Annotated in this window: 21 protein-coding genes; 12 read left to right on the forward strand and 9 right to left on the reverse strand. The window is 39.4% G+C overall.

Annotated features, from left to right (window positions below; translation table 11 throughout):
- Positions 1-103: 103 nt before the first annotated feature.
- Genes DYI81_RS10605 through DYI81_RS10620 form a run of 4 tightly spaced genes read right to left on the reverse strand, consistent with a single transcriptional unit; the run spans position 104 to position 4961 of the window.
- Positions 104-1204, reverse strand: a complete 1101-nt coding sequence (locus DYI81_RS10605; protein WP_117007481.1) for an ABC transporter permease — start codon at positions 1202-1204, stop codon at positions 104-106.
- The gene (locus tag DYI81_RS10610) at positions 1201-2331 is read right to left on the reverse strand and encodes an ABC transporter permease (RefSeq protein ID WP_117007482.1); all 1131 of its coding nucleotides are present in this window, start codon (positions 2329-2331) and stop codon (positions 1201-1203) included. Before DYI81_RS10610 ends, DYI81_RS10605 begins: the two co-directional genes overlap by 4 nt.
- Positions 2332-2333: 2 nt before the next feature.
- Positions 2334-3524, reverse strand: coding sequence for an efflux RND transporter periplasmic adaptor subunit (locus DYI81_RS10615; RefSeq protein ID WP_117007483.1), 1191 nt, complete (start codon positions 3522-3524; stop codon positions 2334-2336).
- Positions 3525-3542: 18 nt separating this feature from the next.
- Positions 3543-4961 carry a TolC family protein gene (locus tag DYI81_RS10620; RefSeq protein ID WP_228198767.1) on the reverse strand — a complete coding sequence of 473 codons (1419 nt, stop codon included), beginning with the start codon at positions 4959-4961 and terminating at the stop codon, positions 3543-3545.
- A 546-nt stretch (positions 4962-5507) separates the two neighbouring features.
- Between DYI81_RS10620 and serC the strand changes: the two genes are divergently transcribed.
- The gene (gene serC, locus DYI81_RS10625; RefSeq protein ID WP_106985675.1) at positions 5508-6587 is read left to right on the forward strand and encodes a 3-phosphoserine/phosphohydroxythreonine transaminase; all 1080 of its coding nucleotides are present in this window, start codon (positions 5508-5510) and stop codon (positions 6585-6587) included.
- A gap of 666 nt (positions 6588-7253) precedes the next feature.
- On the opposite strand, the gene DYI81_RS10630 is transcribed toward serC, so the two are convergent.
- Positions 7254-8183 (reverse strand): hypothetical protein, encoded by a 930-nt coding sequence (locus DYI81_RS10630; protein WP_106985674.1) that lies wholly within the window; start codon positions 8181-8183, stop codon positions 7254-7256.
- A 304-nt stretch (positions 8184-8487) separates the two neighbouring features.
- Here DYI81_RS10630 and DYI81_RS10635 point away from each other — a divergent pair, with 304 nt between their 5' ends.
- Positions 8488-8958 (forward strand): YaiI/YqxD family protein, encoded by a 471-nt coding sequence (locus DYI81_RS10635; RefSeq protein WP_106985673.1) that lies wholly within the window; start codon positions 8488-8490, stop codon positions 8956-8958.
- 5 nt (positions 8959-8963) lie between these two features.
- A complete protein-coding gene (locus DYI81_RS10640; protein WP_117007484.1) occupies positions 8964-9869 on the forward strand; it encodes an EamA family transporter in 906 nt (301 codons plus the stop codon).
- Positions 9870-9874: 5 nt separating this feature from the next.
- Here the strand turns inward: DYI81_RS10640 and DYI81_RS10645 are convergent, their stop codons facing one another.
- Entirely contained in the window at positions 9875-10444 is a 570-nt protein-coding gene (locus DYI81_RS10645; protein WP_106985671.1) for a PilZ domain-containing protein, read from the reverse strand.
- A gap of 27 nt (positions 10445-10471) precedes the next feature.
- On the opposite strand from DYI81_RS10645, the gene DYI81_RS10650 reads away from it, so the two are divergent.
- The 3 genes from DYI81_RS10650 to DYI81_RS10660 all read left to right on the forward strand — a co-directional run bounded on the left by DYI81_RS10650 (position 10472) and on the right by DYI81_RS10660 (position 14923).
- Complete coding sequence (locus DYI81_RS10650) at positions 10472-11707, forward strand: lipoprotein-releasing ABC transporter permease subunit (RefSeq protein ID WP_117007485.1); 1236 nt, start codon at positions 10472-10474, stop codon at positions 11705-11707.
- Positions 11700-12383, forward strand: a complete 684-nt coding sequence (gene lolD / locus DYI81_RS10655; RefSeq protein WP_106985669.1) for a lipoprotein-releasing ABC transporter ATP-binding protein LolD — start codon at positions 11700-11702, stop codon at positions 12381-12383. Before DYI81_RS10650 ends, lolD begins: the two co-directional genes overlap by 8 nt.
- A gap of 116 nt (positions 12384-12499) precedes the next feature.
- On the forward strand, positions 12500-14923 hold the full coding sequence (locus DYI81_RS10660) for a DNA internalization-related competence protein ComEC/Rec2 (protein WP_117007486.1): 2424 nt from the start codon (positions 12500-12502) through the stop codon (positions 14921-14923).
- Positions 14924-14943: 20 nt separating this feature from the next.
- Here the strand turns inward: DYI81_RS10660 and DYI81_RS10665 are convergent, their stop codons facing one another.
- Positions 14944-15930 (reverse strand): lysophospholipid acyltransferase family protein, encoded by a 987-nt coding sequence (locus DYI81_RS10665; protein ID WP_117007487.1) that lies wholly within the window; start codon positions 15928-15930, stop codon positions 14944-14946.
- A 127-nt stretch (positions 15931-16057) separates the two neighbouring features.
- Here DYI81_RS10665 and sppA point away from each other — a divergent pair, with 127 nt between their 5' ends.
- Together sppA and DYI81_RS10675 are read left to right on the forward strand one after the other, a co-directional pair.
- Positions 16058-17095 (forward strand): signal peptide peptidase SppA, encoded by a 1038-nt coding sequence (gene sppA / locus DYI81_RS10670; RefSeq protein ID WP_117007488.1) that lies wholly within the window; start codon positions 16058-16060, stop codon positions 17093-17095.
- Positions 17092-17892 carry an alpha/beta hydrolase gene (locus DYI81_RS10675; RefSeq protein ID WP_106985665.1) on the forward strand — a complete coding sequence of 267 codons (801 nt, stop codon included), beginning with the start codon at positions 17092-17094 and terminating at the stop codon, positions 17890-17892. Before sppA ends, DYI81_RS10675 begins: the two co-directional genes overlap by 4 nt.
- A 67-nt stretch (positions 17893-17959) precedes the next feature.
- On the opposite strand, the gene purN is transcribed toward DYI81_RS10675, so the two are convergent.
- Both purN and purM read right to left on the reverse strand, forming a co-directional pair.
- Positions 17960-18589 carry a phosphoribosylglycinamide formyltransferase gene (gene purN, locus DYI81_RS10680; RefSeq protein WP_117007489.1) on the reverse strand — a complete coding sequence of 210 codons (630 nt, stop codon included), beginning with the start codon at positions 18587-18589 and terminating at the stop codon, positions 17960-17962.
- A gap of 9 nt (positions 18590-18598) precedes the next feature.
- Entirely contained in the window at positions 18599-19669 is a 1071-nt protein-coding gene (purM, locus tag DYI81_RS10685; RefSeq protein WP_106985663.1) for a phosphoribosylformylglycinamidine cyclo-ligase, read from the reverse strand.
- 134 nt (positions 19670-19803) lie between these two features.
- Here purM and cxpE point away from each other — a divergent pair, with 134 nt between their 5' ends.
- The 4 genes from cxpE to DYI81_RS10705 all read left to right on the forward strand — a co-directional run bounded on the left by cxpE (position 19804) and on the right by DYI81_RS10705 (position 26108).
- On the forward strand, positions 19804-21024 hold the full coding sequence (gene cxpE / locus DYI81_RS10690; RefSeq protein WP_117007490.1) for a chloramphenicol efflux transporter CxpE: 1221 nt from the start codon (positions 19804-19806) through the stop codon (positions 21022-21024).
- Between the two features lie 14 nt (positions 21025-21038).
- Complete coding sequence (gene hda / locus DYI81_RS10695) at positions 21039-21743, forward strand: DnaA regulatory inactivator Hda (protein WP_106985661.1); 705 nt, start codon at positions 21039-21041, stop codon at positions 21741-21743.
- A gap of 116 nt (positions 21744-21859) precedes the next feature.
- On the forward strand, positions 21860-23659 hold the full coding sequence (rbtA, locus tag DYI81_RS10700; RefSeq protein ID WP_117007491.1) for a rhombotarget A: 1800 nt from the start codon (positions 21860-21862) through the stop codon (positions 23657-23659).
- Between the two features lie 13 nt (positions 23660-23672).
- The gene (locus DYI81_RS10705; RefSeq protein WP_117007492.1) at positions 23673-26108 is read left to right on the forward strand and encodes a CSLREA domain-containing protein; all 2436 of its coding nucleotides are present in this window, start codon (positions 23673-23675) and stop codon (positions 26106-26108) included.
- Positions 26109-26151 lie beyond the last annotated feature (43 nt).

A 26151-nucleotide genomic window follows, 5' to 3' on the forward strand; every position in this document is an offset into this window, starting at 1 on the left:
AATTTAATCATTGCTATTCTATTTGGTTATATTTGGGACAGTTTTAGTTATGAAATCGATTTTTAAGTTATATTTTATTTATAAAGTAGATGAAAATGAAGAATCAATGCAATTTAGCTCTAGCGGTGAGTCTGAAATAAGCAATGGTGAAGCAAATGGCCATAAAACAGCTTAAATAAATTAATTTAGGTACGACAAGACTAGTTTCTACACCCATTTGGTTGAGTTGGATGAACATTTGTATCCCTTGGGTAGAAGGTAGAAGCATTGAGAAAGATTGCATCCATTCAGGCATCGCGGCCAATGGCCAAGCTGTACCTGTTAATAGAAAGAGCGGAATAGATGTAAATACAATGAGGTGTCCAGCGCGTTCAGGCATATCTAAAAATGAAGCTAAGAGCATGCTTAAAGAAATAATGCATCCTACATAGATAGGTACAGCAAGTAACATACCCCAAAAGTTTCCCCCGCGTGGGTAGTCATAAAGCCAGAAGGTAAAACCAAATAAATAAAAACATCCCAAACAGCCAATGAATAATATTGCAAGGAAAATGGCAACGAGTTCTTTAGGCTGGGCAGTCCAGCCTTGTTCACGATAACCTGCAATGAGCATACACAACCCCAGTAATATCGTTTGATGAATAATTAAAGGTGCAACTGCTGGAAAAATATAACTACCGTAACCAGATAAGGTATTAAACAAAGGCACTTGATGAACAGAAAGAGCGGGGGAGAAATGCGAAATATTGCCAAATTTTTCTGTGTATTCCTTCAATGAGTTTTCAATTGAACTGGCCAAACCGAGGCCAATTTGTTTGGTTTTTAAAAAATTAACCGCACTTAAATACAGTCCAATCCCACCTTCTTCGCCGCGTCGTATACTTTGGCTGAGGTTTTCTGGTAATAATAAAATACCATCAGCCTGCTGATGCCGAACCATTTTCTCGGCATCTAAAAAATTTGCAGTCACGGCTTTAATTTCAACATTTGGACTTTGAGCAACTTGACCAATAATCGCTGACGTCATGGCACTTTGCTCTTCATCTACAATTACAATGGGAATGGATTGAGCTTGCTGTGCCTGATAAGCCGTTGGATAAAAAAAGCTATAGAGCACAACTGATAAAATCAGTGTAGTTAAAATAGATGAATTGGCAAAAATATCTTTAAAGGTTTTGCAGAAATAATACAGCAGGCTATTCATGGTTTAAGCCCTCGTGCTTGTTTCTTTAAAAATAGATAGGCCAGCGCACCATATACGAGCGCATAGACCAACAATACCAATAAGGGCTGTACTGAGGAGCTTAAAGGGCTACCAATCACCCATTGTTCAGTTTGTAATTTGGCATAAGGAGTATAGGGAATAATATGCGCCCAAAACTTGGTAAATAGAGGGGCATTATTTAAAGGCAAAGTCACGCCCGCAAAGCTTAAGGATGAGCCACCATAAACGGCAATCACGCCGAAGGTTTTACTTAAATTACCTGTGGCTAAGACCAAGGCACTGCTTAAAAAGGCATAGGCACTATAAAATACAATTTGAGCCAGCAGAATCAACCACAAATGGCCAGCAATAAACCAACCTCGCACATCAATCAGCCAAAACATCCAGAGCCAAGTCCACACACTAAAAATCGCGACGTAGGTTAAATTTTTAGAGAGGAGGGCGTAAAACAAACCTTGCGGATTTAACCAATCTTGAGCGCGATTAAACTTAAACTCTTGCCCAACAGCAAAGGCCACACAGCAACAGAGCAACAAATGCAATATTGCCGGAATCATATAAGGTTCTAAATAGAACTCATAATTTAAGCCTGGATTGTAAAGTGCAGATATTTTGACATTTGGTGTAGGAGCTTCCAAATAAGGAATTTTTTGTTCTAAATAATTTTGTCCTGCAAAGTTAGCGAGTGCTTGTAAGGTACTTACCAGCATGGCAGAAGAAATAGTATTGCCTACGCTAAAATAGCTTTGGTTATACATAATGCTAATTTCAGCATCTTTGGCTTGTACAAAGCGCTGTTCTGCACCCGAAGGGATCAACACATAGCCCCAAATATTATTTTGGTTCAATAGATGTTCTATTTCAGCTTGGTTTTCACTGACTGTTTGAATGTGTAGTGTTTCATTGAGTGCCAAATAGCGTTCAATGTTTTGACTTAAGGCACCGTGGTCTTGGTCTAATATTGCAATGGGTAAATGAGACGGTTTACCTTGGGCAAACATACAGCTAAATAGAACAATCACAAATAGGGGGGCAAGGCTGACCAAACACAAATCCCATTTGTGTTTTAATAAGTAGCGACATTCACGGCTGATCCCTGCCCACATACTTATGGTGCCTCTTTAACTTTAAATAAGACACTCATCCCCACTTTTAACTCGGGCATTGCCTGCTCAGGCACTAAATGCACTTTAAAGCTTCGAATATCATAACCGCCTGTTTGACGCGTCGTTTTGATGGTGGCGAATTCACCTTCGGCATCAATATTTTTTACTTTAAAGTTTGCTGTTTTATCTAAGGCAGGAACATAGCCTTGCATGGTTTGAGCCTGATAGACCGAACGGTATTGATCTTCACGAACATTTAAACTAATTGAAATGTCATCATCTAAAATAATACTGGCCACAGGCACACCGATTGCCACTAACTCAGACGGTTTGGCATAGGTTTTGGAAATGGTTCCATTTACTGGTGAGAGCAATTTAGTTTCAGCTTCAAGCGCATTGGCTTCAGCAACTGCAGCATTGGCAATGTCGACTTGTGCGTCGGCAGTAGATTTCTGTTGGGGCGTACTGCCACGTTGTGCACGGGCATATTGCTGATAAGCGGCCTCAGTCATTTGTGCAGAAGAGCGCGCGGCTGCCTGCATTTCATCACGACGTTGACGAGAGATAACACCTTCTTGAAACAAATGAGCACCGCGGGTATAGGTGGTTTGTGCTAATTCTTGTTGAGCTTTTAACGACTGCCAATTGGCGTATAAGCTGGCAATATTTTCGTCTTGTGAGCCGCGATCTGTGGTGGACTGTAAAGCTAAAGCAGATTGTAAGCTGGCAAGTGCTTGTTGTTTTTTAGCATCGACTTCTGGGCTATATAGTCGTACTAATTCTTGGTTTTTATGTACTTTTTGCCCTTCATGCACATAAATTTCTTCAATTCGGCTCGGCACTTTAGTCGCGATATGAATGGTTTCTGCCTCAACTCGACCTTGTAGTTCTACCTCTTTGGGTTGATAACTTTTCCAGAGTCCAAAAGCAATCAGTCCTAATACACAAATCAGTAGCACAATTGCAATCAGCTTCACGATGCTCGAAACGGGTTTTTTTTGCATATTTGTGGGTTCTGTCTGCTCTTGTTTCTGATTTTCAGCTGACGTGGGTGCAGATTGAGCTACGGAATGACGATTTTGAGTTGAATCTGAATGATCGAGCCTGCTGTTTGCTGTTACATCACTTTTAGCATTCGTTTCAGGGCTTGGGAGCTCTTCTATGGTCTCTTTTGAATTTGGATCCTGATTCATACGATTCCCCATGTGAATTTAACGAATGTAGTGTGTATTGGGTTGATTGATAAAGCTTTGAAACTGCTGTATCGAGCCGTGGCTTTGTAATAATGTTGCCAATGACATGACATATTTAAAAGCATTCAATGCTGTTTCGGCTTTTAAGCCGTTCAGTGTATTTTGTGCATCAATCACTTGGGTCGCAGTACCCATATCTTCTTTGAATGATAATTGCTGTATGCGTAGGTTCTCTTGAGCTGCCTTTATATTTTGTTGTAGCAGCACATCACTTTGCTGTGCAGTTTGTGCCTCGCTAAATGCGCTAAAAATTGTATTTTCAATTTCTTGCTTGGTTCGTGCAGTTAATAGTTCAGAGGCATAACGTTGTAATTCGGCAGCTTGCACATTTTTGTTTTTATCGATACCTGAAAAAAGATTGTATTTGGCACCGACACCCACAATCCAGTTTTGATTGCTGTCTAGGCTGTATTCACCAAAGGCAAATACATTCGGCTTTTTGCTTGCCTGTTGAACTTTTACATTGGCATTGGCTAGTGCAGTGTCCATCTGCATTTTTTGTATGAGTGTGGATTCATTTGCAAAACTATCTAGCCACTGTTGTAGCGCACGTTGCGGTTGGGTGTTAATAAACAGTGGCGTGGTTAAATCGTTAATTTGGCTATGGTGTAAAAGATTATTCAGCTTAAATAAGCTGGCTTGGTACTGTGCTTGGCTATTATTGACAGAACGTGTTGCATTATTTTGAGCCACTTCAAATTGCATGCGCTGACCTTTACTGATAAAGCCTTGGCGTTCTAATTTAAGTGCATTTTGGTAGTGGAGTTGCATCGCGCTGAGATTGGATTGGCTACTGGCCAATAATTGTTTTTGTAGTTGAGCATTAAAATAGGCTTGGATTAACTCAAAACGCTGTGTGTCTTGTTGTTGCTGCGTGGTTAATTCACTGCGCTGTGCTTTGATTTTAGCAACGTCTTTGGCACTCTGGGTTAAGCCACCTGTGTAAAGAGGCATCATGACAGAGACAGAAGGACGAATCACTTGATCATCCAATACAACCTGTGACGAATCTGGAATTAAACCAACACCGTCATGGATAGGTTGTTTTAAGCTTTCTTTGAGTGGGTCTGCAATTGCACCTAAATTAAACTCATCAATTTTGGCATTTAAACCATTCGTGAGCGACTGCTCAAGGTTATTTTTAACGGCCCCTAAAGGCACGTCTAATTCATTATGAAAAGCGTATGCACGTACGTTAAGATCCACGCGGGGTAAGCCAATGCCTTTAATGGCTTCAGCTTCTAGTTGTGAGGCTTGTTGTAATGCTAAATTGGCTTGATTACTGTAGGAGTTGTTGAGTAAATCAATCTCGGCTTGTTGAAAACTCATACTTTGTGCTGTGCAGAATGGACTTGCCAGCAACGTGCAAACTAGCATTGTACATTTTGTTGCGCTATTCATTTTTATCATTGTATTGAGGCATAAATCTGCACTATTGAAATGTACGAAATATTTTAACATTCAATCGATTCTCCGTATTTTCAACTGCAGTATAAAACAAAGAACAGCTTAATTCGCACCGCATGCATATCAATTTTTTAATTCTGTTTGAAATATATACTTTATTTAGCTTGAGTATAAGCTGAAAATTGGACGCAAAACAGTATGAAGCTTAAGGAAAATTTTGCGCAATTGAAAAGGCATAGCTCACACATGAAGGTGATCTCAGTCGGTTTAAATTGGGGTAGGCATTTAGGTAATAGATCGAATGAAATTCAATCCAGCAAAAAAATTGAATGATCTTGTATGTGTAGGTTAGGAAATATTATTAGTAAAACTCACAAAAAGATCAGCGCCTTATTGAAGTTTTAGCTTTAAATGTCCGACAGCATTGAAATTTTTTCAACTTAATTTACTGCAAGCACAGGCTATCTGTGGTTAAATGCCATCATTTTATTGTGTTTCACTTTGAAAGGAAAAATCATGCGCGCGTACAACTTCTGTGCTGGTCCTGCTGCATTACCTACTGCCGTTTTAGAAAAAGCTCAAGCTGAGATGCTCGATTGGCAAGGCAAGGGTCTTTCGATCATGGAAATGAGCCACCGTAGTGCGGACTATGTTGCTGTTGCTGAAAAAGCAGAAGCAGACTTACGCAAGCTCATGAATATTCCAGAGAACTACAAAGTATTGTTCTTACAAGGTGGTGCATCATTGCAGTTTTCTGCAATTCCACTGAATCTATTGGGTAAAAACAGCAAAGCTGATTATATCCATACAGGGATTTGGTCTGAAAAAGCACTCAAAGAAGCACAGCGCTATGGCGACATTAATGTTGTTGAAGCGGGTACAACTGTAGACGGTAAGCTTGCAATTAAAGACCAAAGTGAATGGAATTTATCTGCAGATGCTGCTTATGTACACTATGCAGACAATGAAACGATTGGTGGTATTCAATTCGCGAATATTCCAGAAACTGATAAACCTTTGGTTGCGGATTTATCTTCAAGTATTTTGTCTGCACCAATTGATGTCAGCAAGTTCGGTCTAATTTACGCTGGTGCGCAAAAGAATATTGGCCCAGCTGGCTTAACAATCGTTATTGTTCGTGATGATTTGTTAGATCAAGCAAAAGCTGAAATTCCAAGTATTTTGAAATATTCTGCACAAGCAAAAAATGATTCTATGGTGAATACGCCATCAACTTATGCATGGTACTTATCAGGTTTAGTTTTTGAATGGTTACTTGCACAAGGTGGTGTAGAAGCCATTCATAAAGCCAATCTTGCAAAAGCTGAACTGCTTTATAGCTATATTGATTCAAGCGACTTTTATGCAAATCCAATTGCTAAAGAAAACCGTTCAATTATGAATGTACCATTTACTTTGGCTAAGCCTGAGCTTGAAAAACAGTTCTTGAAAGAAGCTGAAGAACATCACTTACTTAATTTGGCGGGTCACCGTTCAGTAGGTGGTATGCGTGCGAGCATTTACAATGCTGTACCGCTTGAAGGCGTACAAGCTTTGGTTGACTTTATGGATGATTTTGCAAAACGTAATGCATAATTTCTGTAGCGAAAAAAGCCCATCAAATTGATGGGCTTTTTTTGTATTTGTTTGGAAATTAAAGAATAAATGTATGCAAAATATATGCGCACATCAACATGCCTAATGCAAAAAATAGACATGACATTCCATCGACTTGGTATCGAGAATTCAGTTGGTGTTCGACGCTCTGAATATTTTCTTCTTGCACGATTTTCATAGATATTTATTTTCCGATCTATTTATCGTTAATTCCTATTTCAAGATTGCATTTTTAGCACAAATAATTGATTAAATAAAGTACTAATCTCAATTAAATAACACAATGCTTTTATTTTATTAGTCCAAGGATGAGCATCTACATTAAGCAACGTATTTTTAAGGCTATTTCTATTTCTTGCAGGCATTTTATGATTATATCGGTATATTTTTTGTGATTTATTTAAGATAGTTTTTGAATTTAAAATTGTGGATAAGTGTATTTTAAAATGAATTTAAAAAGCATTAATAAATCTAAAACTGTGGGTAATTCTATTTAATTAAAGTTTTATGACCAGCATGTTGCTTAAAAATTAATGAAATAAAATCAATGGAATATCTTTAAATAATTGATTTTAATTAAATAAAAATCCCTGCATGTGCAGGGATGATTGTTTTTTACTTTTGAAGCGAAGTCGTTACTGAGGACTAAGCTTTGCTATAAATATTCGCTTGTAGCCAAACGTTACCACGAATAAATTGACCAATTTGAAAATCTTTAAAATTCGCATCACGGGTAGCAATACGCATCAATACTGCAGGCTGGTTTTCCTCATGAATGAGCGTAACATCATAGAGTGTGTAGCTTTGTTGCATAAATTGCATTTCAGTTTTACCTACAATACTGCCTTGGAACCACGCCTCATCTTCTTGACCGAGTGTTTCGCCGTATAGGTAAGCAACCATTTTAGAAAAGTTAACAGTAACAGGCGCTTTGTCATCTTCAGATTGAGGCTCCCAAGCATCGAGCAAGTCTTGTAAGTTTTCTGGCGCCACACCATTATGCTGTGCCAAAATGTCATTTAAAGCACGGTGATGTTTAATTGAAGCAGGATCATCAACCACCAATTGCTCTTGTTCAGCAACGGCTTCTAATTGATATGCCCATGCATTTAACTGTACTGCATAATTTTGTGCTTTGTCATAGTGTGCAGAATTTACGCTATATAAATTATCAAAAGCATAGACCACGCTATTGCCACCAACATTGAGTTGTAAGACCGCTTGTGTGTTGGTTGTGCAACGAATAATCCGTTCGACTTTGGCCGTAACTTTATACGGGCTATCAAAGCACGGAAATGCGGTTTTTACTGCTTTCGGTTTATTGTTTTCTACAGCAATCACTTGGGAGAGTTGCACAGATGCTTTATTTGGCCCTTGAATGAGCCATGTCGTCGCATCCATATCACATTCAGCAGTACAAAGCCCCATAGGCATAATAGGTTGATCAAGCGCTTGGCCTAACCATTTTGGTACGTCTGAGGCAGGTTGATCTGTCAGCAGGGACCAATGTTCAATATGACTACCGAAGTTTTGGTCTTCAATGGTGATAATTTCTGGTCTATTTTGATTTTTCATATACACAATTGATGCTGGGTTGTTATCTATATATTAAATCGAGGGTTATTTTCAATTTTCAAGTCAAGTCATGAAAAAATCGCAATGAAATAGTGCAAATTTTTAAGAATATGCCAAAAAACCTCTCAACTATGGCGCAAAGGATTGGCAATAACTGCCATTTTGTAGATTCTTTCATTCATTTTATATATGTAAATAAGTAGATTGATTTGAATTCTATGTGGTAAATCGTAGAGCTTTGGCATCGAGTTGTCATGCTTCTTTGCTACACTAGTTCTTTGTATTTTGTGTTGGAAGCGTTTTTTTGTTGCCATTTAAACTTTGGGTAGATGCCGATGCATTACCTCGCATTCTTAGAGATGTCATTATTCGCGCATCAGACCGTTATCAACTCGAAGTCACTTTTGTTGCCAATCAAAACGTGGGCATTACACCATCGGTACGGATTAATTCTATTCAGGTCATGAGTGGTGCGGATGCGGCCGATAAAGAAATTATCGATCGGATGAAAGAAAACGACATTGTGATGACGCAAGATATTCCACTGGCAGCGCAAGTGATTGAAAAAGGCGGGATTGCTATTCATCCACGTGGTGAAATTTACACAATAGCCAATGTGAAAGCCCGCCTTCATCTGCGTGATTTTATGGACACCTTACGTGGTGCAGGGGTACAAACAGGTGGGCCACCACCGATTTCAGAGCGAGATAAGCGTGAGTTTTCAAGTAGTTTAGACCAGACCATTATGAAACAAAAACGTAAGACCTCGGTATAAGCCCCATGCCTTCAAAACTCAATCTCATGTCCACGTATGTGCTATTGATCATCATTTGGGCCACAACGCCCTTGGCGATTGTATGGAGTGTGGAAGATATCAACCTATATTGGGCTTTAGCACTACGTTTTTTCTTAGCTTTGCCTTTAGCTGGTGTGTTATTGCTCCTTATGCGCCAAGCATTGCCTTATGACGCACAGTCCATACATAGTTATATTGCTGGTTCATGTAGTTTTATTGGCTCGCAAATTTTTACGTATATGGCAACCAGTTATTTAAGCTCAGGCATTATTGCCTTAATGTTTGGTTTAGCTCCCATTATTACTGGGTTGATTGGTCATTTTGTTTTTCGTATGCATTTGCATCGTCTGCAATGGTTAGGTATGTGTATTGCAGTATGTGGCCTTGGAATTATCTGTATGGGTGGTAGTGGTCAGCATGTACAGCCTATAGGTATATTACTCATGCTTATGAGTGTGCTGATTTATTGTGCATCTATATTTTGGGTAAAAAAAGTCAATGCGCCTCTGAATCCAATAGCCCAAGCAACGGGCTCTATTTTAATTTCTTCGCTCATTGCATTATGTATGGTGCCTTTTATTTGGGTAGATTTACCCACTCAGATGCCTTCCACTAAGTCAGTGTTGGCCTTGTTATATGCTGTGATTATGGCGTCGCTGATTGCAATGTTCTGCTATTTTAAATTGGTGCAAAATATTAAAGCGACGACATTGTCTTTAACCACAGTGATGACGCCCATGTTAGCGATTGTGGTGGGGGCAGTATTCAACCATGAAAAATTAACATTGTTGGTATTGTGCGGTACTGCAGTTTTACTTTTTGGGTTATGTGTTTATTTTTATAAAGATTTTAGGGCGAATCGAACGCTCGCCCACAACCTGAAAAAATAAAGACCTCAGTTTTTACTTTGTGTGAGTTCTACACATTCTGCAATTTTTACACGGTCTTGCGGGTGTAAAGTAATAAAGTATGCACCCGTACGATATTTTCCATTTTCTTCCTGACGGCTATAAACTACATGCGCTGTCGCTGCAATATGAAAGAAATTTTCAGGATGACTAAGCGTCATGTGTAAATAGGTGCCTTCCATGATTGGACGGTCGCTAAAAAAGCTTAAACCTGTTTCTGAAAAATTCACATGCTCAGGTACTGGTAACATGCTTTGTACAATTGCGTCGTATAAAGAGCCCGTAATCAGGTTTAACTTTTGGTTGAATAAGGATAATATTCGAGAAATTTGTTGATCTTTTTCAGCTAATTGTTCTAATTCGTAGTTGAGCGCATGATCAAATTGATCTAACTCTGCAAGTAGTAGAAAATAGCGCGGCAAGATAAAATTAGGATCGTAAGGATCATTTAGCGCAACTTCATCAGAAATAATCTGATAGTTGATGCGCAAGGCAGCATCGATACGAGACATTACGCGACGTTCCGTTAAACCGCTTTGATGCTGTACATTTTCCATAATTAAATTACCTCGGACTAGATGGTTATGTTTAAACCGATCTCGCTATATATTGGGTTGAGGTACACTCGCGCACGGCGCAGTAACCACTTCATTTCTTTTATTGCTTTGGTTTCTATGATCGGCCTCACGTTAGGTGTGGCTGTGCTCATTACGGTCCTTTCCGTAATGAATGGGTTTGACCGTGAGTTGAAAAACCGTGTTTTAGGAATGATACCTCAAGCCACTGTTTCATCAACACAAATTTTAACAAATTGGCCCGATCTTGCAAAGAAAATTGAGCATCATTCCCATGTTCAAGGTGTCGCACCTTTTACGCAATTGCAGGGAATGCTGACAGCACAAGGCCAAGTTGCTGGTATTATGGTCAATGGTATTGAACCAAAGTATGAGAAAAAAGTCTCAATTATCCAAGATCACATGATCGCTGGTAGCCTAGATAACCTTAAACAAGGTGAGTTTGGTATTGTGCTGGGTAAGCAAATGACTGACGCTTTAGGTTTGGGCTTAAATGATAGTATTACCTTGGTATTGCCTGAAGCAACGCCGTCGCCTGCAGGGGTTGTACCTCGCTTTAAGCGTTTTAAAGTGGTGGGGATTTTTAGTATTGGTGCAGAAGTCGATTCTATGATGGGCTATATTGCCTTAAATGACGCATCTACTTTATTGCGCTTACCAGATGGTGCGCAAGGCATACGAATGAAGTTGGACGACATTTTTATGGCGCCACAAGTTTCACAAGAAATTGTGCGTGAGTTACCTGCAAACTTCTATGCTTCGGATTGGACGTATACCCACGGGAATTTGTTTAGTGCGATTCAAATGGAAAAAGCCATGGTCAGTCTGCTTTTGTTCCTAATAGTCTTGGTTGCTGCGTTTAATATTGTTTCTTCTTTGGTGATGGTTGTTACGGATAAAAAATCAGATATTGCAATTTTACGTACCTTAGGTGCTTCACCGCGGACAATTACACGAATCTTTATGGTTCAAGGCACCATTATTGGGGTGATTGGTACGGTGTCTGGTGCAATTTTGGGAATTATTGCAGCTTCAGGGATTAGTGGTTTTGTTGGTTGGTTAAATACAGCATTAGGCTTACACATGTTTGATGCCTACTTTATTAACTATTTACCATCATATTTAAGATGGCAAGATGTGTGTTTAATCGTGGTGTTGTCATTGTTGTTGAGTTTCTTGGCAACGATTTACCCTGCAATGCGTGCAGCTAAAATTCAACCTGCGGAGGCATTGCGTTATGAGTAATGTAGTTTTAGATGCGCAAAATATCAGTAAGTCATTTACCGATGGTAAAACAACTGTTGATGTGATTCGTAATTTGTCGCTTCAGGTTAAAACAGGCGAGTTTATTTCGATTGTGGGTTCGAGTGGCTCAGGTAAAAGTACATTGCTTCATGTTTTGGGTGGCCTAGATCGCCCAACAACGGGGCAGGTATTTGTACAGGGACGCCGTTTTGACAATTTGGGTGAGGCTGAGCGCGGTTATATCCGTAATGAGCATTTAGGCTTTGTTTATCAATTTCATCATTTATTGCCTGAATTTAGCGCTTTAGAAAATGTAGCGATGCCATTGATGCTTCGCAAAGGGACAAATTTTAAAGAAGTAAACCAACAAGCTGAGTATTTGCTTGAACGTGTGGGATTGTCTCATCGTTTAACCCATAAACCAGGCGAATTATCAGGTGGTGAGCGTCAGCGTGTGGCTTTGGCTCGCGCTTTAGTGACTAAACCCAAACTGATGATGGCAGATGAGCCAACGGGTAACCTTGACCGTAAAACTGCGGTGAAAATTTTTGAGTTACTTTCGGAGTTACGTCAAGAATTTAATATGGCGATGCTGATTGTGACGCATGACGAGCAATTGGCAAAATCCGCAGATGCTGTTTTGCACATGCAAGATGGTGTTTGGGTCGATCACTGAGTATCATTTGAGTGCTTGGTCTATAAGCATATTATTGGAATATTCCGCTATGAATTGAAGCTCACCTCGGTGGGCTTTATTATTGCCAGCAATCATAAAATATTAGAATAAAAAATATGTTGCTTTGTTTTTGCTTGGGCTGGATTTTTGGCACAGCGTGGATGGGAACAACAGGATTTGATGCGCAGATGAGCACAGTATTGGCTTTACTGAGCTTTGTATTCATTATCATCAGTAGTAAATTTATTGCTCAAAAAGGCATTGTATTCAAAACATTAAGTACGGCATTGATTTTGTGTTTAGGTGCTTATTTGGGCTTTGCGTACGCCAATCAACAACTTAAGCAACGGTTACATTACACAGTACATCAGCCTGAAAATACCAGCATATTGGTTTATGTGCATGCTTTAAATCAATATAGTGAACACAGTATTCAACAACGCGTTATGGTGTTAAATGCCGCTCGGCAACCTTTGCAGTATTTACTTTATTTGCCTAAAACCAAGACGGTTTCATCTTCAGATTTAGAGTTGGAATTAGGTCATTATTATCAACTCGAAGGCCAGTTAAAGCCTGCGCACACTTATGCAACTGCTGGTGTATTTGATCAAGAACAATGGTTACTCCAGCAAAATATTCAGGCCACTTTTAGAGTTAAACGTGCCATAGCGCTAAATGAAGCTCAAATTAAAGCATTGGGTTATAGCGATATTTTGTATCAACAGCAAAAGTTAATCCCTCAGTTTCGTCTGTGGACTGAAAAACAAAGGCTGGCGTTTAGAGTCAAAATCTTTCATTTGCCCTTAGCACATAAAGGATTGTTACTGGCCTTATTAACAGGAGATAAAAGCTTATTAGATGAAGCGACCGTAGATCAATTTCAACGTTTTGGCATCAGTCATTTGTTGGCCATATCTGGGCCCCATGTCTTAATTTTTGCCATGTTGATCTGTTGGATCATCACGCGTTGCATACGCAAATTTGCACCGCGGTTGTATTTAAAAATACCACGCCAATTTATTTTAATTTGGCCATTTATGGGCTGTGTATTTGTGTACTGTGCTTTTGTGGGTTTTGAAATTCCTGCAATGCGAACTTTTATTATGACGGTCGTTGCCAGTGGCATGTTGGTTTTACGCTTAAGAGTCTATGCCCTTAAGTTATTGGTTTATAGTGCAACGCTTTTATTGTTATTTGATCCTTTTAGTATTTTATCGGCAGCGTTTTGGTTGTCTTATGGCGCATGTTTTATTTTACTCAGAATTTATCAAACACTTTGGCTACAACAGCAATCGCTTGAAGCCAATACGGCTTGGTGGGTCAAACTGCGCTTATCCCTTCATGTGCTGATCACATCACAATGGAAAATTTTTATAGCACTTTTTCCCATGATGGCACTGTTTTTTAAGCAGGTGGCTTGGATTGCACCTTTAAGTAATTTATTGGCAATTCCAAGCTTAGGTTTGGTGGTTGTACCTTTAGATGTGCTGGCGGCGTTCGTTAATTTTTTTGCGCCGGGCATTGCATCGGTGATTTTTCAATTCAATGATTTTTGTCTAACGCTACTTTTGAGCCTATTGAATGTAATTGACCATGTATTTAATCCACAATTATTAAATATTACTTTTAATCCTGCGACGATTTTACTTCTGAGCCTATGTATTTTTATTTTTTATCTTCCAGATGGCATTGTACCGAAAGCGTGGTTGTTATTAGGTTTAGTTGCGATTTGCTTGAAGTCCTATACACCGCAACCTTTTCAACTCACGGTATTAGATGTAGGGCAAGGTCAGTCTATTTTGGTGCGTGAAGGTCGGCACAGCATGATGGTCGATACAGGTGGTTATTATGATGAGCAGAAATTTAGTATTGGTAAGAATATTATTTTGCCTTTTCTGTCGAGGCAAGGACTATCAAGCATAGATCAATTGGTGTTGACGCATTTAGATCAAGATCATAGTGGGGCCTATTTTTCTATACAAGATCAACTGGCAATTAAAAGCTTATATGCCAGTGAGCATGTAGCTGTGCCTAATGCAACACAATTTGAATACTGTCAACAGGGACAAGTTTGGCAATGGGAAAATGTACAGATAGAAGTCCTTTCACCCAATAATATACAAGCGGTGAGAGCAGGGGCTGAGCGTAATGAAAACTCATGTGTGCTGTACATTCGAATGAACCATGCAATGCCTTATCAATCCTATTTATTGATGGGGGATGCAGGCTGGCAAACGGAATATGAGTTATTAAAAGCTTATCCAAATTTACAAGTCGATGTGTTGGTCTTGGGCCATCATGGCAGTCGACACAGTTCATCATTTGATTTTTTACAGCACTATCAGCCTAAATTGGCTATTGCATCGGCTGGAAAGTGGAACCGCTATGGACACCCGAGTAAAGAAACTCTGGCAAGACTGAAGGCTTTAAATATCCCGCTGTTGAGTACAGCCGAAAAAGGCAGTATAGAATTTAAAGCCAAAGATGGTCGAATACAGCTCATCGCATTTCGAGATCAATGGCAATGGTTAAATCATTGAGCTCGAAATTTGTTGAAGTGTTATGCCTTTACGGTATTTTGCGCAGTGTAATCCACGTGTTTTAAGTGTGCAGTCTCTGAACGCAATGTTTGCACAATTTCAATCGCTTGTTCAGGTGCTATGTTATAAATATCTTCTAAAACAGGATTGGCCTTAAAGCGTTTATAACTCCAATGATAATGTTCTGGATAACGGCGAATCAGATTTTCTAGAGCTGAGAAAATTACACCTGAGCCATCATTTGCCGTACCTTCATAAATACGTGAATCTAATTTTTCGATGTGTATATCAAAAAGCCCATCTTCATTACGCATTGCATAGACAAATAAAGCACCACATTTGGTTTTTTGAATCAGTTTAGCACTCAGATTGCTGGTTGCCAGGGGTAAACCAAAATACTCAATCATGTCACCGCCAACATTAGGGGTATGATCAGGTAATATGACGGTCATACCGCCTTGTTTGAGCGCTTTGAAAATTTGGCGCACACCAGATTCATCTGTAGGGACAAGTGTGGCTTGCTCTCGGCTACGTGCATTACGCACAAACTGGTCCGCAGTTTCATTTTTGACGGGTTTGTACATGATGGTCATTTTGCTGTGTTGGGCAAACCAAGCGTTCATGACTTCCCAAGTACCAAAATGTGGGACCACCAAAACTAAGCCTTTATTTTTAGCTAAAGTTTCGTAAAAAAACTCTTCGCCATATACTTTATTTATACGCGCTAAATTTTTCTCAGCAGATGAACCCCAAATGCTGAAAAATTCAAAATATGAACTTAACTCATTACGAATCGCTTGTTCTGTAATTTTTTCACGTGTTGTCTGATCGAGTTCTGGCAGTGCAATATTTAAATTTAAGCGAATTGTGGCAGAAGTCTTTGAAATTTTGAAAGTATTGACCAATGCCGCTAATCCACGAGCAAAAAAACGCGAGAACTGAATCGGCATACGACTGATAAAACTCAATGCACGGTGGGTGGCGTTATGAGGGCTTTGATCATTCATGTTTTATTGGATTATTTCAAATGGAGAAAAATTAAATTAATTATAGGCGAAATTGCGTGGTATAGACAGTTTTCACCATTTACATGTATATAATGGGACAACATTATAATTGAATATTGGATTTTTTATGTCCGATTGGCCACCAAAGCCTGAAAGTGAAATTCAGAAGACAACATCAACAAATAACGTCCATCAGCCTACTGGCAATGAATGGAAAATCTTAGAAAAAGCGGTTTTAGCGTCAGTTGAAGAGCAACGTCGCACACGTCGCTGGGGGATTTTCTTTAAATTTTTGACCTTTGCTTATATCCTTTTTGTATTGGTTGCTTTAGGTAAGGGCTGTAGTACTGCAAGTTCAACTTCAAGTGATGCAGCCGCTTCAAGTTCACACATTGCGGTTGTTGATATTGTTGGAACGATTGCAGCGGATAAACAAAGTGTAAATAGCACAGATACCATTCGTTCATTAAAGCGTGCTTTTGAAAATAAACAGAGCAAAGCTGTGGTGTTAAATATTAACTCACCAGGTGGTTCACCTGTTCAATCTGACGAAATTTGGCAAGAAATTCAGTATCTAAAACAACAGCACAAAGATAAAAAACTTTATGCCGTGATTGGTGATACTGGTGCTTCAGGTGCATATTATATTGCTTCGGCAGCAGATGAAATTATTGTAAACCCATCAAGTTTAGTTGGCTCAATTGGTGTGATTATGCCAAATTATGGCGTCAATCAATTGATGCAAAAGTTAGGTGTAGAAGATCGCACCATGACTTCGGGTGAAAACAAAGCCTTACTGTCGATGACTCAACCTGTAGATCCTGCACAAAAAGCACATGTACAAGGTGTATTGGATAATGTCCATGACCACTTTATTAATGCGGTTAAACAGGGTCGTGGTAAAAAACTAAAATCTACAGATCCAGCGATTTTCTCTGGTTTATTCTGGACTGGTGAACAAGCAGTTAAATTGGGTATTGCAGACCGTACTGGCAGTATTCAAAGTTTAAAACGTGAATTAAAAACTGATAAAACTGTGAATTATACCGTTGAATATAGTCCATTCGATTCAATTTTAGGTCGTATGGGGGCTTCAATTGGACAAGGTTTTGCAACGTCTCTAAGTCAGCAAGTACAGACTGAAGGTAGTGCAAAATTACAATGAAGCCGATTATTCATTTTGCACATGCCAATGGTGTACCTGCACAAGTGTACACCAAGTTTTTTCAAGCACTTGAAGATGACTTTGACGTGATTTATGTGCCACTTATTGGCCCAGATCGCCGTTATCCTATTGATAATCATTGGCAGAGTCTGACACAACAACTGATTGATAGTATTGTAAGGCAAGCCAAAGGGCGCCCAGTCATTGGTCTTGGTCACTCTTTAGGTGCGGTACTAACTTTTAAAGCAGCGCAGCAACGTCCAGAATTGTTTTCACAACTTATTTTGATGGATCCGCCGTTTGTGACTGGCACTGCATCATTCATGTTACATGTAGTGAAAACTTTGAAGCTTAAAATGTTGGATAAGTTGTCACCTGCAGGACTGTCAAAAAATCGTCGTGATCATTGGGAATCTCGTGAGCAAGCATTTACATCTTTAGTGACGAAAGGCTTTTATAAAGATTTCGATCCAGAGTGTTTTCAACACTATATTGACTATGCTTTGACTGAAGACCATATTCGCGGTGGTGTAGAACTGACCATTAGCAAATATGATGAAGTCAAAATGTTCAACACGAATCCGTCTTGGTATTGGCTACCACAGTCAAAGACCAAAGTTCCTGCACAGTTGCTGGTGCCTAAAGGCAGTCCGTTTTTGCAACATAAGTTCCCGCAACAGGTGAGCAAAAAATTTGACATACCACTACGTATGACCGAAGGCGGGCACATGTTTCCATTAGAGCAACCTGTCGAAGTTGCGAATTTGCTTAAGCAGTTGCTTGCAACAAAAAATTAGCAGAACTAAGGTTCAGCACAATAAAAAACGCATCCTAGGATGCGTTTTTTTATATCTGATATACGGCTTAAAATTTGCAGAATTGAACTGCTTCAGTCATTGGATGACCACGGAACAGTACACCATTTTCAGTGTGTTGAATGGTGCCAGTGCAAATCCATTCAGCTACTTGTGGGTAAATGATGTGTTCTAAAACATGTACGCGGTTTGCTAAGCTGTCAGCAGTATCATGCGTATTCACTTTAAGCACTGCTTGTGCAAGCGCTTGGCCAGCATCGAGTTCTCCAGTCACGTAGTGAACTGTACAACCATGTAGGGCATCACCTGTATTGAGTACACGTTGATGCGTATGCATGCCTTTGTAATGAGGCAATAGAGAAGGGTGAATGTTGATCATTTTCCCTTCCCAAGCATGCACAAATTTGGCACTTAAAATCCGCATGAAGCCTGCAAGAATGACTAAATCAACATCCCAGTCGAGTAGTTGCTGATGCATCACATCATCAAAGGCTTCACGATTTGGATATTGTTTATGCTCAATCACTGCAGTTGCAATGTTTGCATTTTTTGCACGTTGTAGTGCAAATGCTTCAGGTTTATTTGAAATGACTCCAACAATTTTCCCAGATAGATTTGCATCGATTAAGGCTTGAAGGTTAGAGCCACTTCCTGAAACAAGAACAGCAATTTTAATCATTGGAAGTGCTTATGCAAAAATCACACGGATTTTTTCGTCAGCGCCTTCAACAGATTCAGCATTGTCTGCAATATGACCCATTGCGAATGCTTTTTCGCCAAGACTATTGAGCAATTCAACTGTTTTTTCTGCATCTGCAGCATCAACAACCAATACCATACCTACGCCACAGTTAAATGTGCGGTACATTTCAAATTGTTCAACACCACCTTCTTTTTGAAGAAGTTTGAACAATTCTGGCCATTCCCAAGATGCTTCATTGACTACAGCTTGAGCACCATTTGGAAGTACGCGAGGTAGGTTACCTGGTAAACCGCCACCTGTGATGTGCGCCATTGCGTGTACATCAACTTCTTTTAATAACTGAAGAATTGGTTTGACATAAATGCGTGTTGGTTCCATCGCTGTATCAGCAAGTGGACGACCATCAACGATTTGAGTCATATCAACGTTTTTCACATCTAAAATTTTACGAAGAAGTGAATAACCGTTTGAGTGCGCGCCACTTGATGCAACACCAACTAAAACGTCACCCGCTTTAACTTTAGAGCCATCAATAATTTTGCTTTGCTCAACTACACCTACGCAGAAGCCTGCAAGGTCATAATCTTCACCTTCATACATGCCTGGCATTTCAGCAGTTTCGCCACCTACAAGCGCACAGCCTGCAAGTTCACAACCTGCGCCAATACCTGTTACGACATTAGCAGCAACGTCTACATTTAAGTGACCTGTTGCATAGTAATCGAGGAAGAATAATGGTTCAGCACCACAAACCAAAAGATCGTTTACGCACATTGCAACCAAATCTTGACCAATTGTGTCATGACGGTTCAAATTCAATGCTAAACGTAATTTAGTACCAACACCATCTGTGCCGGATACGAGGACAGGTTCTTCATAACCTTTAGGAATTTTACAAAGTGCGCCAAAGCCACCTAGACCGCCCATTACTTCAGGACGTTTTGTGCGCTTAGCGACTGATTTGATACGATCGACTAACGCGTCGCCCGCTTCAATGTCGACACCTGCATCTTTGTAGCTTAAACCAGTGTTTGGGGTAGAAGTTGAGTTGCTCATAATGAAGTCTCCGCATTCGCGCGGCGATTATAACCTGAATAAACGAAACTCTTATGTTATTTATGCGCTAAAATGCTATCTTTATTAAAATATTTCTCTTTTATAACGATTACACTGACATAAAGGTGAGTTTTATGGGCGATCGCACCTTGCGCCGCATTTTTATTCTGGCTGGCATTGCACTTATTCTTTGGGTTATTTATTTACTCAAACCTGTGGTGATTCCTTTTGTAGGTGCTTTTTTAATCGCCTATTTGTTTAGTCCTTTGGTGAATAAACTACATCGAATTGGCTTACCTCGCTGGATATCAATCAGCGTAGTATTTGTCGGTATTGGTGTCGCATTAACGATTGCCATTTGGTACTTGGTACCTCTCATTTGGCAACAATTAATGTATGCAAAAACAAATATTCCTGCAAATATTCATTGGATTAATTATACCTTTCTGCCATGGCTGTCTCATACATTTAATCTTGTGCCAATGGAAATTGACACCGAGCAGATGTCGGCGGCAATCATGGAATATATCCAAACAAATTATAGTGCAGACAGCATTCAAGCGATGTTGATGAAGGTTGCACAGTCTGGTCTGAACTTTATCCAAATTGGCGGTACGGTTGTACTTATTCCAGTGATTGCTTTTTATTTTTTACTGGATTGGGAGCCGATGCTTGAGCGTATGCGTCGTTTAATTCCTCGCCAATATGAAGCTAGCACCATGACAATTGTAGGTGAATGTCACAGTGTATTAGGTGCATTTGTAAAAGGTCAGTTCTTGGTGATGTTTTTGCTTGGCGTGGTATATGCAGTCGGGCTACAAGTTATTGGTTTGGAAGTCGGTTTAATTATCGGCATGATTGCAGGCCTAGCCAGTATTATTCCTTACTTAGGTTTTGCGGTAGGTATTATTGCTGCTGTCATTGCAACTTTCTTCCAATTTGGTATGGATTGGATGCAGTTGGTACTGGTGCTGGTTGTATTTTTAATTGGTCAGGCTGTAGAAGGCTATATTCTACAACCTTTCCTTTTAGGCGATAAAATTGGGTTATCACCTGTTGCAGTAGTTTTTGCTGTTTTGGCTGGTGCACAGTTGGCTGGTTTCTTGGGCATGTTGATTGCATTACCTGTTGCTGCGGTTATTGTGGTGTTATTGCGCCATGCGCATGAGACTTATGAACGTAGTACAATATATGTTGGTGCAAACGCACATGTGAATACTCATGGTGCAGGTTCAATTAGCATTGAAACCGAACAAGCCAATATTGATATTGAATTGAAAGACAGCGCGCTAAATACACTGCAAGACGCTGAAAATTCGAGTAAGATTGAAAAACCAGAAAATAAAGATAGATAAGGCCTGCTTAATAAATGCGTCAATTGCAATTAGATATAGAACCCCAACTTGATGCCCGAATCAGTGATTTTTCAGGGCCGAGCTGGGGGCATGTCATTGATGCGGTTCGACAGCTACATGCAGGTCTCATGAATCGCTTTTATGTTTATGGGGGAGCAGGGTCTGGAAAGAGCCATTTACTCTCGGCGATTTGCGATTCATATCTGGAAATTGGTAAAACCGCGATACAAGTTTCGTTGTTAGAACTGTTAGATGCCCCGACAGAAGCGATTACATCGCTCGATCGTTATGATCTGGTGGCACTAGATGACATTGAAGCGATTAGCGGTGTACCACATTGGCAAAAAGCAGTATTTCATTTAATCAATTATAATAATGAAGGCGGTGGGCAGTTGGTGTTTTCATCCCGCTTTGCACCCATTGAGCTCAAACTAGAATTACCTGATTTACAGTCGCGTTTAACACAAGCGGTGAGTGTAAAGGTGCCAAATGGTAGTTTATATGCAGATCGACAGGCTTTGGTCACTTCAGTGTTGAACCGTCGAGGAATACATATTGACCCGCAAATCATAGATTATTTACTTTTACATGGCCCGCATCAAACCTCGGTATTATTACAAACGCTTGAGCAGTTAATTCAACTACTTAAAGGTGAAAAGCTGAAAATTAGCCATGCAAATTTACGTCAAATTTATGCACTGATTGATGAATACCGTTAATCGATAAAAAACTTGAGTAATTGCTCTAGCTGTGACAAAGTACACAAAAATAGTATGTAGCTGTCAGGAACGAACAGCGAAATATAAAAAGATAAAAAAAAATCAAGGAGAATGTGATGCTCAAACGGAGCATAGTCATGGGTTTACTGTGTTTTGCAGGGCACGCCTATAGTGCTGAAATTGCAGTAACAACGACTGATGATAATGATGTAGATGATAGTGTTTGTTCTCTACGTGAAGCAATTCAATATATTAATGCAGGCATGCCAAAAGAAGGCTATCACGGCTGTGGTGGCGAGAGTGCCGTCTCAATTATTTTGCTTGAAAAACAAGCAACATATAAATTAAAAAGCCGTATTGATATAAAAGCAGGTTTGACCCTTAAAACCACCTATGATAGTACTGAAAATCAATCAGTCGCGGTTGGCTTAAACAATGCCACGATTCAAATGGATGGCCAAGATCAAATTTTCCATATTGATGATGGCAATAAAGCTTTGATTACAGTCAACTTCCAAGAAGTTTCTTTTCAAGGTTGTGGAAACAGTGCTTGTGCAAGTTTAGGCGGTATTATTTATAATAATGAGAAATTAACACTGCAAAGTAGTGCATTAAAAGGTGGCCGTGCAGATAAAGGCGGTGCTATTTATAATGTTGGTTTTTCAAGTGAAAGTGCCTCTTTAGGCAGCGTCGTTCAAACTTATAATGTGCTCTTCGAAAATAACCAAGCCAATAACGGAGCGGCGATTTATAGTGTTGCGCCAAATTTCTGGATCGCTTCTTCTGTATTTAAAGGAAATACGGGCGATGTGACGATTTATACCGAAAATCCATTGGCGAATGCAAGTTCATTAGTTTTTCCAGCACGTGATCATTTAATTACCAATTCAACATTTTTTAAAAATTCAGGTTTTGCACTGAATCTTAAAGATGGCATTGGTTTAAATAACCTCACTATTATTAAAAATGGTGGTGGTGTTTTGCTAGATGTTCAAGACGGACAGGGATATCTTGCAAATAGTATCTTGTTGGGCAATGGTACTGCCAGTGGCTCAATGAACTGTAAAGTTGTAGATCAAAGTACCGATAAAAGCGTTATTTATAACAACTTACTGACTGCTGAATGTCCAACGGCGGCTGTTGAAAATAATAATACGGTATGGGCAAAAAATGATTTAATTGCGGGTGAAGACGAAGGTGTTTGTAAGAATCTAAATGATGATACAACTTCATTATTGTGTCCATATAGCGTTCCTAACAATGCATTTTTGGGTTATTTGCGTCCACGTATTTTAGTAAGTTTTGCCGATATTTTTTCTGGTCCTATCTTGAATAAAGGCCAAACTGAAGCGAATGGAAATAAGCAATTCGTAGCGTGTGAAAGTACGGACCAGCGTGATAAGAGTCGTGAAACAAATAATTTGTGGTGCGACCGTGGTGCAATTGAAATTATTGTTCCAACCAGTATTCCACGTATTGGTGATGACATTAAACCAGGCCAAACCGCTAAATTTAATATCCTTCAATACTTGGGGGATAGCGATTTAATTCCAAAAGAACAATGTGATGCTGTTGTTGGTAAAAACCCAACAGGTGCAGCTTGGCAAGATGGATGCTTAGTCATCAAACAGACTCAAACGGTATCTAAAGGAAAAACAACGCTCAATTTGAATGGCGATTTAGAATATATTCCAAATGGTGCTTGGCATGGCGCTGATATTTTTGAGCTTCAAGTCGTAACGTCTTCAACACGTTATAACCCAGCAAATAAGTATATTTCTGCGGAAGTCCGTATTTATCAAGAACCAGACAACGATATTGATAGTAAGTCTGTAAAAACCTCCGGTGGCGCATTTGGCCTTTATGGATTAATGGGCTTGTTTGGATTGATTGGTTTACGCCGTCTAAAAAAATAAGAAGGGAATTGCCATGAAAAATTATAAAAAAGGATTGTTAGCGCTCATGGTTCTTTCTGCGATGTCATTGATGGCAGCAGAAGAAAAAACCATTGAAGTCAACACATTTGAAGATGAGAATGGTGAAAACTTAGATAACTGTTCTTTACGTGAAGCCATTTTTGCGGCGCATAAAAATGCCGCGTTTGGTGGTTGTAGCGCAGGTGATACCAATTCTACACAAGCTGATGTTATTCAGTTGAAGGAAGGTAGATACAAGTTGACTCGTGGAGAATTAAAGCCAGAGTCAGCAGTCGATATTCGAGGTGCGACACGCTATAACTACGATCAACGCAATGTGCTTACAGATGCTTATCCTGCTTATGAGGATTTAAAAACCTTTATTGTTGGAGATGGAATACATCGTATCTTTAATACAGCGCAAACTTTTGCCAATTTAGACTTGACCGATGTCGCATTGAAAAATGGTAAAGCTGATTTGGGCGGTGCAATTTTTTCTGGCGGTAATTTGTCTTTAAACCGAAGTGCAATTCTAGATTCAACTGCCGTACAGGCTGGTGGTGCAATCTATGCTTTGGCACAAAATGGTGAAAGAACTTTAACGATTAACAGTACATTATTACAAGGCAATAAAGCTACGAAAGGTAGCGTATTAGCCATGGATTGCGTCAGCAATATGAGTGATAGCAAGCCTGTTCTTAGCTTATTGCAAAGCAGTATTATTAAAAATGGCGCGACGGATAACCAAAGTATTTTAGACTTTTGTGGAAATGTCTCTGCTACGATATCGACTAATACCATTGCGCAAAATATTGCAAATCCAAACAATGGTAGCGTGATTAAGGCGATATCAGAAGGAAATAACTTATTAAGTCAGTACTCAAATATCGTTCTTGCGAATAATACTATTGTAGAAAATGATGCATATACGGGTCTGTATTATGACAAAAATGGTACTAAGCAATTAGGCTTTAATGTCTTTGCATATAATGGTAAAAATATTGCAAACTCTAAATCATGTCGTTTTATAAATAATGCAAAACCTGATGATGAATTAAGCTTCATTGCTTTTAACAATGCTTTAGAACTGAGCGCATCAAAATGTGATTTACCAAAGTCTGCATTAGATGAAGCAGTAGATGACTATAAAAATGTCGATGTCAGTAATACAGTGATGTCGAATATCTTGTCGAATTTAATGCCAGCATCTGCATATAACGTTTTCTTACCATTGTATTATCCTAAGCGATATTCAACGGGCTATGACTTATTTGATGTCTCTTCTATTAACTGTAATACCTTTAGTACCGTTTCAGCGGATCAACGAGGGATTCAGCGTGTCATTGATGCGACGTTATTGTTATCACCGGATCAACGTAACCTGTGTGAAATTGGTTCAGTTGAAGTAATGAACTTAACCGCTGCAGATGTACAAGACTTAAAAAATACATCTTTGGTGACCTTGGTTGATAGCTATGAAAAAATTGTTGATCAACTGAAAAAAGACATTGAAGATCCAAACTTTAAACAATACAAAATTGCGAACCAAGATGATTTATCTGAAATGGAGCCATATTTAAATAGCTTAAAAGCGAATTTGAAATATCGTGCGATTTATTTCGATCCATTCAAGTTAGCATTGGCGAGTGAAAAAACAACGGATGCTTCTGGGAATCAAATTGTTAAACGCTTGGATGCAGATCACTATAACGTCAGTGTGAAAACACTTGGCTTAGGTACAGATTTGGTGATTAACAGCGGTATACCAACTGTAGTGAATACTGGGGCTGATTCTGATTTAGTCTGTGAGTGGAATTCAAGTTTAAAACAGGTAGTATTGTATCGTACTAGTGGTGCGGTGAGCGCTCCAGGTGTAATTGGTTATTGCACATATACGCTAACGGATAAAGAAAATCCAACAGTTACATCTTCAGGCATTTTAAAGTCTACATTTAACAACATTGCGCCAGTGGCTGTATCTGATGAATACAGCATTAGTAGTAATAATAATTTAACGGTAAGCGTTAATCCGTTGGAAAATGATCACGATCACGGAGATGGGCCAGAAAATACAGTACCTGCTGGTAAAAAAATCTGGTTCCAAAATGCGTTAGGTCAGAACACAGCAATTAAATTTGACACGATTCCTGCAGGTTTAAACTTTAAAGCTGAATTTAGTGGGCCATGTCCTGAAGCTTATGCACGTGAGACATGCTATGGTGGCAATATTGAATTTTCTGTGAAAAATAATCTCAGTCAGTTTGATTATCCTGTGAAATATTCAGTATTTGATTCTGAAGGTACGGAATCAAATCAAGCTACCATTACACTTAAAAATGCAGCTAAAAACACCAATACTTCATCGAGTGGTGGTGGAGGCTCTATGGGAGTATTGGGTGTATTTGCGTTAATGGGCTTAGCAGTATTCCGTCGTAAATCAAAAGCATAATCTGTAGTCTTGGTTAGCTATGTATTATTTTATGGCTAGCCCT

It is taken from the genome of Acinetobacter sp. SWAC5 (assembly GCF_003419885.1).
Classification (GTDB): domain Bacteria; phylum Pseudomonadota; class Gammaproteobacteria; order Pseudomonadales; family Moraxellaceae; genus Acinetobacter; species Acinetobacter cumulans.